Raw genomic sequence first — 12,361 nt, forward strand, 5'->3', positions numbered from 1 at the left:
TAAAAGCACCTGAAAAGCTTCAATTTTAAGCTAGAAAAATTCATAAATAAGCCTTACTTTTTTTGTAAAAATGTGATTTTTCTACATCTCCTCGAATTTGTCCAAAGTATGACACTGAGTGTAGCACTCTTTAGCACAATAAATCAATACCTTATTACAGTAATAGTGTGAAATATGGGTTGGGGCATCTATTTGTTAAGATCAGTGTGACTGAAATACAAGCAAATATTCCCTAGTAGAGGAAGGATTCAATGAATAGTTGCAAGGGCAAGGGGCGAAGTGATGGTCACATCAGTTAGCAATAACAACAGGAAGAGACATGGGTAGGATGAGTCATATGTACAGATTAAATTCACGAGAAGCTCCAATAGCACCCAACATATCATAATAAAAATTGCTTGCACATGTTACTCGTGATTCCACGTCATTATAAATATTAAAAATAGATAATAAAAAAAGAGCCTATAGGCTCAACTGTTACATTATAAAAGCGGGTGATGGGAATCGAACCCACGCTACCAGCTTGGAAGGCTGGAGTTCTACCATTGAACTACACCCGCACATATAAGATCGGGACGACACGATTTGAACATGCGACCCCCTGGTCCCAAACCAGGTGCTCTACCAAGCTGAGCTACGTCCCGATATTGAATAAATATGGCGTCCCCTGAGAGATTCGAACTCCCGACCTTTTGATTCGTAGTCAAACGCTCTATCCAGCTGAGCTAAGGGGACTTATTTGGAGCGGACGACGGGAATCGAACCCGCGACCCTCGCCTTGGCAAGGCGATGCTCTACCGCTGAGCCACGTCCGCAAAACCTATGCGCGTGGAGGGACTTGAACCCCCACGTCAAAGACGCTAGATCCTAAGTCTAGTGCGTCTGCCAATTCCGCCACACGCGCATATGATACATTATGGTGAGCCATGAAGGACTCGAACCTTCGACACCCTGATTAAAAGTCAGGTGCTCTACCAACTGAGCTAATGGCTCTCATTAAGAGAGTAAATGGCAGGGGATATAGGATTCGAACCTATGCATGACGGAGTCAAAGTCCGTTGCCTTACCGCTTGGCTAATCCCCTATAGGAATATCATACACAAATTTTGCGAACTTAATCCCAAAATTAAGAATGGTGGAGGCTGAGGGGATCGAACCCCCGACCCTCTGCTTGTAAGGCAGATGCTCTCCCAGCTGAGCTAAGCCTCCAAAGAGCATGTTCTTTGAAAACAAGAACATTTCTATTCCAGCAAACTTTCAAACGGCTATATAATAGCCTTATGACCCGTAGGGGATTCGAACCCCTGTTACCTCCGTGAAAGGGAGGTGTCTTAACCCCTTGACCAACGGGCCTCAAAAGCTCTCAACCGGGATCGAACCGGTGACCTCATCCTTACCATGGATGCACTCTACCTACTGAGCTATGAGAGCATGGCTCCCCGAACAGGACTCGAACCTGTGACAACTCGATTAACAGTCGAGTGCTCTACCAACTGAGCTATCAGGGAATAAGGATTGCTTGGCGGCGTCCTACTCTCCCAGGACCCTTCGGTCCAAGTACCATCGGCGCTGGAGGGCTTAACGGTCGTGTTCGGGATGGGTACGTGTGGAACCCCTCCGCTATCGCCACCAAACGTGATTTTTCGAAGCTTCGCTTCTTGAAATCGCTGTGAGAAAATATCATTCCTCTGCCGTGTGACTAACACGGCATGCAAGACATTCGGTACAACACATTTGTGTGTATGAATGTTGCAGCATATGATTCAAGGTGTTACACCCTGAAAACTGGAACCGAAACGAATCATTACATCTTACTTTAGGATAAGCCCTCGACCGATTAGTACTGGTCAGCTCCATGCATTACTGCACTTCCACCCCCAGCCTATCTACCTCGTCGTCTTCAAGGGGTCTTACTAATTGGGAAATCTCATCTTGAGGGGGGCTTCACGCTTAGATGCTTTCAGCGCTTATCCCGTCCGTACATAGCTACCCAGCGGTGCTCCTGGCGGAACAACTGGTACACCAGCGGTACGTCCATCCCGGTCCTCTCGTACTAAGGACAGCTCCTCTCAAATTTCCTACGCCCACGACAGATAGGGACCGAACTGTCTCACGACGTTCTGAACCCAGCTCGCGTACCGCTTTAATGGGCGAACAGCCCAACCCTTGGGACCTACTTCAGCCCCAGGATGCGATGAGCCGACATCGAGGTGCCAAACCTCCCCGTCGATGTGGACTCTTGGGGGAGATAAGCCTGTTATCCCCAGGGTAGCTTTTATCCGTTGAGCGATGGCCCTTCCATGCGGTACCACCGGATCACTAAGCCCGACTTTCGTCCCTGCTCGACTTGTAGGTCTCGCAGTCAAGCTCCCTTCTGCCTTTGCACTCTTCGAATGATTTCCAACCATTCTGAGGGAACCTTGGGGCGCCTCCGTTACTCTTTAGGAGGCGACCGCCCCAGTCAAACTGCCCACCTGACACTGTCCCCGCACCGGATTACGGTACCAGGTTAGAACCTAGATACGATCAGGGTGGTATCCCAAGGACGCCTCCACAGAAGCTTGCGCTCCTGCTTCAACGGCTCCCACCTATCCTGTACAGATCGTACCCAAATTCAATATCAAGCTGCAGTAAAGCTCCATGGGGTCTTTCCGTCTTGTCGCGGGTAACCTGCATCTTCACAGGTATTAAAATTTCACCGGATCTCTCGTTGAGACAGCGCCCAAGTCGTTACGCCATTCGTGCGGGTCAGAATTTACCTGACAAGGAATTTCGCTACCTTAGGACCGTTATAGTTACGGCCGCCGTTTACTGGGGCTTCGGTTCATAGCTTCGCCTTGCGGCTAACCACTCCCCTTAACCTTCCAGCACCGGGCAGGCGTCAGCCCGTATACTTCGCCTTGCGGCTTCGCACAGACCTGTGTTTTTGCTAAACAGTCGCTTGGGCCTTTTCACTGCGGCCCCCTCGGGCTATTCACCCTACCGAGGCACCCCTTCTCCCGAAGTTACGGGGTCATTTTGCCGAGTTCCTTAACGAGAGTTCTTCCGCGCGCCTTAGAATTCTCTTCTCGCCTACCTGTGTCGGTTTGCGGTACGGGCACCTTCACCTGACTAGAGGCTTTTCTTGGCAGTGTGAGATCATGACCTTCGCTACTGTAATTTTCACTCCCCATCACAGCCCAGCCTTACGATGTGCGGATTTGCCTACACATCAGCCTCACTGCTTGGACGGACATCCATCAGTCCGCGTCACTACCCTCCTGCGTCCCCCCATCGTTCATAACGGTTTACGGTGGTACAGGAATTTCGACCTGTTGTCCTTCGACTACGCCTTTCGGCCTCGCCTTAGGTCCCGACTTACCCTGAGCGGACGAGCCTTCCTCAGGAACCCTTAGGCTTTCGGCGGATCAGATTCTCACTGATCTTTTCGTTACTCATACCGGCATTCTCACTTGTATGCTGTCCAGCGCTCCTTACGGTACACCTTCAACCTGCATACAACGCTCCCCTACCCCTGATGCAAGCATCAAGCCATAGCTTCGGTGGTGTGTTTAGCCCCGTTACATTTTCGGCGCAGAGTCACTCGACCAGTGAGCTATTACGCACTCTTTCAATGGTGGCTGCTTCTAAGCCAACATCCTGGTTGTCTGTGCAACTCCACATCCTTTCCCACTTAACACACACTTGGGGACCTTAGCTGATGGTCTGGGCTGTTTCCCTTTTGACAATGGATCTTAGCACTCACTGTCTGACTCCCGGAACTAAGTCTATGGCATTCGGAGTTTGACTGAGCTTGGTAACCCTTGCGGGCCCCGCACCCAATCAGTGCTCTACCTCCACGACTCTCTTTTCCGAGGCTAGCCCTAAAGCTATTTCGGGGAGAACCAGCTATCTCCGGGTTCGATTGGAATTTCTCCGCTACCCCCACCTCATCCCCGCACTTTTCAACGTGCGTGGGTTCGGGCCTCCAGTGCGTGTTACCGCACCTTCACCCTGGACAGGGGTAGATCACCCGGTTTCGGGTCTACGTCCACGTACTAACTCGCCCTATTCAGACTCGCTTTCGCTGCGGCTCCGGCTCTTCACCTTAACCTTGCACGGGAACGTAACTCGCCGGTTCATTCTACAAAAGGCACGCCATCACCCATAGATCGGGCTCTGACTTCTTGTAAGCACACGGTTTCAGGTTCTATTTCACTCCCCTTCCGGGGTGCTTTTCACCTTTCCCTCACGGTACTGCTTCACTATCGGTCGCCAGGGAGTATTTAGCCTTGGCAGATGGTCCTGCCGGATTCATACGGGGTTTCACGTGCCCCGCACTACTCGGGATCCGTCTCGGAGGGTGCACCATTTCGATTACAGGGCTTTTACCTCTATCGCGGGCCTTTCCAGACCTCTTCATCTAGGGTACACCTTTGTAACTCCGTGTGAGACGTCCCACAACCCCAGGAAGCAAGCTTCCTGGTTTGGGCTAATCCGCGTTCGCTCGCCGCTACTGACGGAATCACTATTGTTTTCTCTTCCTCAGGGTACTTAGATGTTTCAGTTCCCCTGGTCTGCCTCTCCTTTGGCTATGTATTCACCAAAGAGTGACTACCTGTTACAGTAGCCGGGTTTCCCCATTCGGACATCCCCGGATCGAAGCTTGCTTACAGCTCCCCGAGGCATTTCGTCGTTCGCCACGTCCTTCGTCGGCTCCTGGCGCCTAGGCATCCTCCGTGTGCTCTTATTAGCTTAACCATGATTCTTGCCACAGGCAAAATATCAGTTCACTAATAACTTTCACTTGCTTACACAAGTTCAGCTAAAAGATGTTCTAAAACGCAATGTTTTCGTTTCGGTATCCAGTTTTCAAGGTGCAATGCTGTGATTGTAACACAGCTTCTTTGTTCGTAAAAGAACTTTTTTTGGTGGAGCCAAGGGGGATCGAACCCCTGACCTCCTGCGTGCAAGGCAGGCGCTCTCCCAGCTGAGCTATAGCCCCATATCTGGTTCTTTATTACGTATTCATTTATGGTGGGCCCTAGTGGACTCGAACCACCGACCTCACCCTTATCAGGGGTGCGCTCTAACCAGCTGAGCTAAGGGCCCATAACAAATCCCGAAAAGGTGTTACCCTTCCCGGGTTGTGCGCTTGGCAACGTCCTACTCTCCCAGGACCCTTCGGTCCAAGTACCATCGGCGCTGGAGGACTTAACGGTCGTGTTCGGGATGGGTACGTGTGGAACCCCTCCGCTATCGCCACCAAACGTCTTGCTATGCTTTTGTGAGAGTTGAACTCTCAAAACTGAGCAACGAGTGAGCTGCGAAGAGGATTTCATACGCGCTAAGCGCAGTACCGAATTCCTCTTCTTAGGATCGATGGAACATCGATCTGATTTGAATGCTTCCGTTGCAGGAAGCGATTCTCCATAGAAAGGAGGTGATCCAGCCGCACCTTCCGATACGGCTACCTTGTTACGACTTCACCCCAATCATCTACCCCACCTTCGGCGGCTGGCTCCTTGCGGTTACCCCACCGACTTCGGGTGTTGTAAACTCTCGTGGTGTGACGGGCGGTGTGTACAAGACCCGGGAACGTATTCACCGCGGCATGCTGATCCGCGATTACTAGCAATTCCGACTTCATGCAGGCGAGTTGCAGCCTGCAATCCGAACTGAGACTGGCTTTTTAGGATTGGCTCCACCTCGCGGCTTCGCTTCCCGTTGTACCAGCCATTGTAGTACGTGTGTAGCCCAGGTCATAAGGGGCATGATGATTTGACGTCATCCCCACCTTCCTCCGGTTTGTCACCGGCAGTCACCCTAGAGTGCCCACCCGAGGTGCTGGCAACTAAGGTCAAGGGTTGCGCTCGTTGCGGGACTTAACCCAACATCTCACGACACGAGCTGACGACAACCATGCACCACCTGTCTTGAATGTCCCGAAGGAAAGGATCATCTCTGATCCGGTCATTCAGATGTCAAGACCTGGTAAGGTTCTTCGCGTTGCTTCGAATTAAACCACATACTCCACTGCTTGTGCGGGTCCCCGTCAATTCCTTTGAGTTTCAGTCTTGCGACCGTACTCCCCAGGCGGAGTGCTTAATGTGTTAACTTCGGCACCAAGGGTATCGAAACCCCTAACACCTAGCACTCATCGTTTACGGCGTGGACTACCAGGGTATCTAATCCTGTTTGCTCCCCACGCTTTCGCGCCTCAGCGTCAGTTACAGCCCAGAGAGTCGCCTTCGCCACTGGTGTTCCTCCACATCTCTACGCATTTCACCGCTACACGTGGAATTCCACTCTCCTCTTCTGCACTCAAGTCATCCAGTTTCCCGTGCGATCCGGGGTTGAGCCCCGGGCTTAAACACCAGACTTAAATGACCGCCTGCGCGCGCTTTACGCCCAATAATTCCGGACAACGCTTGCCCCCTACGTATTACCGCGGCTGCTGGCACGTAGTTAGCCGGGGCTTTCTTCTCAAGTACCGTCACTCCTTAAGCAGTTACTCTTAAGGACGTTCTTCCTTGGCAACAGAGCTTTACGATCCGAAAACCTTCATCACTCACGCGGCGTTGCTCCGTCAGGCTTTCGCCCATTGCGGAAGATTCCCTACTGCTGCCTCCCGTAGGAGTCTGGGCCGTGTCTCAGTCCCAGTGTGGCCGATCACCCTCTCAGGTCGGCTACGCATCGTCGCCTTGGGGAGCCGTTACCTCTCCAACTAGCTAATGCGCCGCAGGCCCATCCTCCGGTGACAGATTGCTCCGTCTTTCCTCACTCCTCCATGCGAAGAAGTGAATTATCTGGTATTAGCTACCGTTTCCGGTAGTTATCCCAGTCCAAAGGGCAGGTTGCCTACGTGTTACTCACCCGTCCGCCGCTAACCTCAGAAGAAGCAAGCTTCTTCATCAGTCCGCTCGACTTGCATGTATTAGGCACGCCGCCAGCGTTCGTCCTGAGCCAGGATCAAACTCTCCAATAAAGTTATTGAAAAGAGCGATAGCTCATTTTGAATCTGACGAGATTTAATATCTCATTAGTTTGCTCCAGTTTCCATACAGTCAAAGACATGTACCAAAAACCTTCGCGTTGGATTTTGCTTCACAAAATCCGCTCACTCGTTGTTCAGTTTTCAAAGATCAACTTCATTCATTTGTTTCTTTTCTTGCGTTACCACCGCATCTCAGCGGCGACTTTTATAATATATCACACTCAATTTCATTTGACAAGACTTTTTTTCGCGTTTTATTTAATCAACGTTTTTTCTTAAGTCCTGCTCTTCGAAACGAGCGAAATTTAATTTATCACGTTAAGACTTATAAAGTCAATACATATTTGAATTTCATGAATAAGGGAGCTTCATTTTGCGAGCATACTTGGACAATTGCTTGGGTGGCGCAAAACGCGCATACATACGAAATACCGTTTTATACCGCAGAGCAATGGCATTGCGAATATCCTGATCAAGCCTTTTGTCCCCCATCTCCATCAGCATTTCGTCTAACTCACGTCGGAGTACATAATCCAGTTCCTTGCACTCTTTTTCATTGAAAAGCATACCCATCATCAGAACCAGACCCCTTAGCAAATAGTAGTATTAAGGCAAGACTCATCCCACACACGCCCCAAGCCATAACCAAGGAGTAATCCACCTGTCTCAGACTAGCGCCTTCAACAGATGAATTGAGTAGAGCAAGCTACCGCATGTATGGAATGCCTATGTTAACTCGTTGTTGCATGCACTAGTTCATTCTGTATCGTTGTCCCATGCTTTATACATTCATTAAACAAATCTAGCGAAGTTGAGACTCAGAGCATGAAGGTTATTCATATCCTTTGATAGGCTTGTCCAGGCAGCTCAAAGATGATCAGCAGTAACCGATTCCGGCAATCTACCTTACCTTTGGCACAACCCTTATCCCCCTAGCAGGCTGTAAGTTACTGTACTCTCAATGACTGCTGCTATGAACAGCAGAACGACCACCCACAAGGACATATTCCCTGTCTCACGCATAAATGTGGGCCAGTCCCTTCTCGTACTTCGCTCCCCGCTGATCGCCCCTGTAATGGATGACCATACCATCCCCCCGAATCTCAGGCCATACGCACAGGCAATGACAAGTACCGGTAGTTCGATGATGCCATGTGGCAATAAGCCTTTGACGATAAGGTCATATAAACTGACTGTTCCACTGGACGCCACCATATGTACAAGAAAACCGATAACCATTCCGTTAATCGTAATAAACAATAATGGAAAGATGCCAAAGGCCGCCCCGAGAAAAATAACAAGTACGCATTTAATTGCATTATTCAAAAATATAAAGATAAAGAAGCTGAGCTGTGCATTATCCGATTGCTGCAGCCCTTGAGCCACCTCTCCAAGCTGATCCAGTTGATTCACTAGCAGGGACTGTATAGCCCCCGTGCTGAACCAACCTGCAGCCATACTGAGACCAAAAATGATTGTAGTAATCCAAATCAAGGCGCTCATGGAGCGCAAGATACCCAGAAATTTTTTCAACCCCATTGTCTGTCCTCCTATATTCTGGTGAAGTCATATTTTACTTGTTGCTGAAATAGGGATAAGTAAACAAGCTGAACAAGCATTGCGGGAAAGGGGAATCGATCATGAATTCGTTTTTTTATGTAATTAGCGGCAAGACCATTAAACGAAGTCTTATAGCAATAGCTGCAGCAATATTTGCGCTAGGCATTATTTATGTGGAGACCAGTGACATCAGCGTCTTCTCTGAAGAGGCACCCTCAGCTGTGTATAGCGTACCAAGCGACAAAAAGGTTATTGCACTGACCTTCGACATCAGTTGGGGTGAGAAGCGAGCAGCGCCTATTCTACAGGTACTCAAGGACAAGAATGTACAAAAGGCGACATTCTTCCTTTCCTCCCCCTGGGGCAAGACCCATCCCGAGCTTGTAAATGAAATCAAGGACAGTGGCTTTGAAATCGGCAGCCATGGTCATAAGCACGAGAACTACACTAGCCTGAGTGACGAGGACATCCGCAAACAAATCACTACTGCTCATACTATGTTAACCGAATTAACAGGGAAAGAACCTAAATTAATTCGCATGCCTAATGGAGATTTTGACAAACGCGTGCTACAAATTACATCCGATCTTGGCTATACCGCCATTCAATGGGATACTGACTCATTGGATTGGAAGAATCCAGGGACTCAGGCCATTATTGATCGGGTTGTAAGTAAAGCTCATCCAGGCGATATTGTCCTACTGCATGCGAGTGATTCTGTGACCCAGACGCATGAAGCATTGCCAGTGATTATAGATAAGCTACGAGAGCAGGGCTATGAGTTCGTCTCTGTATCCGAGCTACTGCAGCAAGGCACAGCCCAAGGCAAGGAAGTTCGTGACCAGGCCGCAACTTATACGAATCCCTAAATGATTCTGTAATAGCATCAGAACAACAAATAAACAGAAAGCATTGAGCAAAAGGCATCAAGCAAAAACAAATGGATCTATATTGGAGCTAACAAATGTTGGCTCTTATTTGTGTTGATTATAATTCCGCCTTGTTCGTCGCATACTACCCACAGTAAAGACAAGGAGGCTACAGCATGAAAAGGCCGGATTATCGTTGGTTCAGCTTAATGCTTGTACTCGGCATCATCCTGAGCGGTTGCGGATCTGATCAAAATTATTCCTCTCCTCCTCAGAGCAGCTATAAGGAAACGAAGTCCATGGTCATTGACATTCTTAAAAGTGACGATGGCAAAAAAGCCGTAGAAGAGGCTCTTACTGGCCAATCCAGCTCTGAAAGTTCCTCTAGTGGTGGTGGCAGTGAGAACGAAGAAGGCGGAGAAGGCAAAGAGAAATCCTCCGGTGGCGGCATGAGTATGAAGATGCTTTTGCCCTCAAGAACGAATGATGACATTCGTATGGCTGTAAAGGATACGCTCACGTCTCCTGCTTACCAGAAGGAATTCGAGAAGATCATGACAGATCCGAAATTCGCTGGCGAATTTGCCAAGGTCATCACCGCTCAGAATAAGAAGCTACACATGGAGCTTATCAAGGATCCAGCTTATCAGAAGTCCATGGAAGACATGTTCAAGTCACCAGAGGTCTCACAAATGCTCTTGGAGATGACTAAATCACCGGAATATCGTAAGCAGACCATGTCCATTATGCAGGAGGCTATGCAAAATCCATTGTTCCGCTTGGAAGTACTGAGCCTGCTCAAGACAGCTGTCAAAGAAGAACTCGAACCGAAGGAAGAAAAAAAGGGCGAATCCAAGTCCGGCGAAGAAGAAAAAGGTCAAGGTCAACAAGGCGGCGCTTCTCAGTAAACAAACAGCTACATTTCCAAAAAAAGCTGGCCTCGGCCAGCTTTTTCACATTAATATTTCCGTAGTATGCCCACCAACCTACGAATTCACCTTACGTGCCAAAAGTCCGCGTACCATCTCATCGTATATTTCTCCCTGAACGGTATCAGGCTTGTACACCGACGGGGAAAAATCAGGCTCTGAAGGATGATTATCCGGGGCACCCAATGGAATCTGTGCCAGAAGTGGTGCATGCACAGTGTCTGCAAGCATAGCCCCGCCCCCCTTTCCAAACACATAGTCCTTCTCCCCATTGGATGCGATGTAATAAGACATATTCTCGACTACACCAAGAATCTCGTGCGATGTCTGAATAGCCATGGCTCCGGCCCTTGCTGCTACAAAGGCTGCTGTTGCATGAGGTGTGGTGACGATAATCTCTTTGCTGTGTGGAATCATCTGGTGTACATCTAGTGCTACATCTCCTGTTCCCGGTGGCAAATCAAGCAGTAGATAGTCTAGCTCGCCCCAGGCCACATCGCTAAAGAACTGTCTCAGCATTCTGCCCAGCATAGGCCCACGCCATACTACCGGATTATTCTCACGTACGAAGAATCCCATAGACATGACCTTGACACCAAAGCGCTCGACAGGATGAATAACACCATCTACAACCTCAGGATACGTCTCGATCCCCATCATGTCTGGCACGCTAAATCCATAAATGTCCGCATCTATAACACCAACACGCTTACCTGCGCGAGCAAGAGCAACCGCAAGGTTAACCGTTACGGTAGACTTGCCGACACCACCTTTTCCACTGGCAATCGCGATAAATTCCACCCCTGATGCCTCATCCAGCAGCTCATGTCCTTCCATCCCCGCAGCGTGTCCCTTCGTTAGAACAGGGTCTTCTGCTGGGTCAGCTACTGTGGATTCGCCAATTGTAGAACGCTCATGCTCCGAGGCCTCGCGGAACCGAACATGGATATGAAGGTTCTCCGTTTCGTTCAAATGCCCTTGAATCTCCTGAAGAAGGCCTTCTTTCTCTTCCTCTGTCGCATCCATCAGCACCACGGTCAGTGAAATTCGATCTTCTCTTACGACAATATCACGTACAAAATCCAGGCTTGTTAAGCTCTTGCCAGTTCGGGGTTCAACTATTGGCTCCAGCTTCTGCAGAATCTCTTCTTTAGATTGCATCATGAAAGCACCTCTGCTTCATAGAATGGTATGTATGTCGTACTGAGCTTCCATTATACCATTATCTCCTAGCCTATGACGAAGGATTCAGCTTTTCGCCAGACATGTAGCGGAGAATGCCTTTATAGAGAGCAGCTGACACCTTGCGCTGATAGGCTTCATCTGCCAGCAGTCTTGCTTCGGCAGGATTGGACAAGAAGCCGATTTCCACCAGTGCCGAGGGCACCTGCAGCTTCTGTAGCAAATACACCGTATTCACAGTCTTGGCCACCCGGTCCGTATTCTCCATGCTGCGTCTGATCTCATCCTGAATCAATTCAGCAACTGTCGCATTATCTGCATGATTAGGGTAGTAAAAGGTCTGAGCACCACTCCAACGACTGGAAGGCATACTATTCATGTGAATGCTGACGAACAAATCCGGACTCTGTTCCTCGATCATTCGGACTCGCTGCTTGAGATCCTCCGTCTTGCGTCTGGCATAGCCCCGTGTATCGGGGGAAGCCAGATCATGATCCCGTTCCCGTGTCAGGATTACCATAGCTCCCGCCTGCTGTAAATAATCACGTAGATAGAGAGCAATGGCGAGATTAAGATCCTTTTCGATGACCCCCCCCTTACTTACTGCACCACCATCTGGCCCGCCATGACCAGCATCCAGTACAATGACTTTTCCCGATAGTGGCAATCCCCATGAATTCCAGGTTCGCGATACAGGATTCTCATATAGCACAAGGGTGACCAGGAGTACCCCTAGCCCTAATAAGACCCCTATCCTCTTGACCGTGCTATAACGTATCCACATCATGGTGGTGCGATGACGATGCTTAGACATACAAGAAACCTCCTATCGGCGTACTTTCCAG

Annotated in this window: 6 protein-coding genes, 13 tRNA genes and 4 rRNA genes; 2 read left to right on the forward strand and 21 right to left on the reverse strand. The window is 49.3% G+C overall.

Annotated features, from left to right (window positions below):
* Positions 1-489 precede the first annotated feature (489 nt).
* The 19 genes from MKX74_RS24360 to MKX74_RS24450 all read right to left on the reverse strand — a co-directional run bounded on the left by MKX74_RS24360 (position 490) and on the right by MKX74_RS24450 (position 8,515).
* Positions 490-560: transfer RNA gene (locus MKX74_RS24360), tRNA-Gly, on the reverse strand.
* Positions 561-570: 10 nt separating this feature from the next.
* Positions 571-644: transfer RNA gene (locus MKX74_RS24365), tRNA-Pro, on the reverse strand.
* A 14-nt stretch (positions 645-658) separates the two neighbouring features.
* Positions 659-735: transfer RNA gene (locus MKX74_RS24370), tRNA-Arg, on the reverse strand.
* A gap of 5 nt (positions 736-740) precedes the next feature.
* Positions 741-815: transfer RNA gene (locus tag MKX74_RS24375), tRNA-Gly, on the reverse strand.
* 8 nt (positions 816-823) lie between these two features.
* A tRNA-Leu gene (locus MKX74_RS24380) sits at positions 824-904 on the reverse strand.
* 13 nt (positions 905-917) lie between these two features.
* A tRNA-Lys gene (locus MKX74_RS24385) sits at positions 918-993 on the reverse strand.
* A gap of 16 nt (positions 994-1,009) precedes the next feature.
* Positions 1,010-1,084 (reverse strand) — tRNA-Gln (locus tag MKX74_RS24390).
* A gap of 49 nt (positions 1,085-1,133) precedes the next feature.
* A tRNA-Val gene (locus MKX74_RS24395) sits at positions 1,134-1,209 on the reverse strand.
* A 72-nt stretch (positions 1,210-1,281) separates the two neighbouring features.
* Positions 1,282-1,353 (reverse strand) — tRNA-Glu (locus MKX74_RS24400).
* 5 nt (positions 1,354-1,358) lie between these two features.
* Positions 1,359-1,431 (reverse strand) — tRNA-Thr (locus MKX74_RS24405).
* Position 1,432: 1 nt separating this feature from the next.
* Positions 1,433-1,508: transfer RNA gene (locus MKX74_RS24410), tRNA-Asn, on the reverse strand.
* Positions 1,509-1,517: 9 nt separating this feature from the next.
* A 5S ribosomal RNA gene (gene rrf / locus MKX74_RS24415) occupies positions 1,518-1,634 on the reverse strand.
* 183 nt (positions 1,635-1,817) lie between these two features.
* Positions 1,818-4,740 (reverse strand): 23S ribosomal RNA (locus tag MKX74_RS24420).
* A gap of 168 nt (positions 4,741-4,908) precedes the next feature.
* Positions 4,909-4,984 (reverse strand) — tRNA-Ala (locus tag MKX74_RS24425).
* A 30-nt stretch (positions 4,985-5,014) separates the two neighbouring features.
* Positions 5,015-5,091: transfer RNA gene (locus MKX74_RS24430), tRNA-Ile, on the reverse strand.
* A gap of 41 nt (positions 5,092-5,132) precedes the next feature.
* A 5S ribosomal RNA gene (gene rrf / locus MKX74_RS24435) occupies positions 5,133-5,249 on the reverse strand.
* A 166-nt stretch (positions 5,250-5,415) separates the two neighbouring features.
* Positions 5,416-6,967 (reverse strand): 16S ribosomal RNA (locus tag MKX74_RS24440).
* Together the 16S, 23S and 5S rRNA genes with 13 tRNA genes alongside form the textbook arrangement of a ribosomal RNA operon.
* A 360-nt stretch (positions 6,968-7,327) precedes the next feature.
* Complete coding sequence (locus MKX74_RS24445) at positions 7,328-7,552, reverse strand: hypothetical protein (protein WP_018888315.1); 225 nt, start codon at positions 7,550-7,552, stop codon at positions 7,328-7,330.
* A gap of 348 nt (positions 7,553-7,900) precedes the next feature.
* Positions 7,901-8,515 (reverse strand): stage II sporulation protein M, encoded by a 615-nt coding sequence (locus tag MKX74_RS24450; RefSeq protein ID WP_341180078.1) that lies wholly within the window; start codon positions 8,513-8,515, stop codon positions 7,901-7,903.
* Positions 8,516-8,616: 101 nt separating this feature from the next.
* Between MKX74_RS24450 and pdaB the strand changes: the two genes are divergently transcribed.
* Together pdaB and gerD are read left to right on the forward strand one after the other, a co-directional pair.
* Positions 8,617-9,405, forward strand: a complete 789-nt coding sequence (pdaB, locus tag MKX74_RS24455; protein ID WP_025679953.1) for a polysaccharide deacetylase family sporulation protein PdaB — start codon at positions 8,617-8,619, stop codon at positions 9,403-9,405.
* A 176-nt stretch (positions 9,406-9,581) separates the two neighbouring features.
* Complete coding sequence (gene gerD / locus MKX74_RS24460) at positions 9,582-10,313, forward strand: spore germination lipoprotein GerD (RefSeq protein WP_018888318.1); 732 nt, start codon at positions 9,582-9,584, stop codon at positions 10,311-10,313.
* 78 nt (positions 10,314-10,391) lie between these two features.
* Here gerD and MKX74_RS24465 read toward each other — a convergent pair whose 3' ends face one another.
* On the reverse strand, positions 10,392-11,495 hold the full coding sequence (locus MKX74_RS24465; protein ID WP_341180652.1) for a P-loop NTPase: 1,104 nt from the start codon (positions 11,493-11,495) through the stop codon (positions 10,392-10,394).
* Positions 11,496-11,568: 73 nt separating this feature from the next.
* Positions 11,569-12,330 carry an N-acetylmuramoyl-L-alanine amidase CwlD gene (cwlD, locus tag MKX74_RS24470; protein WP_028591581.1) on the reverse strand — a complete coding sequence of 254 codons (762 nt, stop codon included), beginning with the start codon at positions 12,328-12,330 and terminating at the stop codon, positions 11,569-11,571.
* Positions 12,331-12,361: the final 31 nt, after the last annotated feature.

It is taken from the genome of Paenibacillus sp. FSL K6-1230 (assembly GCF_038002385.1).
Classification (GTDB): domain Bacteria; phylum Bacillota; class Bacilli; order Paenibacillales; family Paenibacillaceae; genus Paenibacillus; species Paenibacillus massiliensis.

Coding starts and splice junctions, on each gene's coding strand:
- MKX74_RS24450 (WP_341180078.1), bottom strand. CDS start 8,515: ATGGGGTTGAAAAAATTTCTGGGTATCTTGCGCTCCATGAGCGCCTTG.
- pdaB (WP_025679953.1), top strand. CDS start 8,617: ATGAATTCGTTTTTTTATGTAATTAGCGGCAAGACCATTAAACGAAGT.
- gerD (WP_018888318.1), top strand. CDS start 9,582: ATGAAAAGGCCGGATTATCGTTGGTTCAGCTTAATGCTTGTACTCGGC.
- MKX74_RS24465 (WP_341180652.1), bottom strand. CDS start 11,495: ATGCAATCTAAAGAAGAGATTCTGCAGAAGCTGGAGCCAATAGTTGAA.
- cwlD (WP_028591581.1), bottom strand. CDS start 12,330: ATGTCTAAGCATCGTCATCGCACCACCATGATGTGGATACGTTATAGC.
- MKX74_RS24445 (WP_018888315.1), bottom strand. CDS start 7,552: ATGATGGGTATGCTTTTCAATGAAAAAGAGTGCAAGGAACTGGATTAT.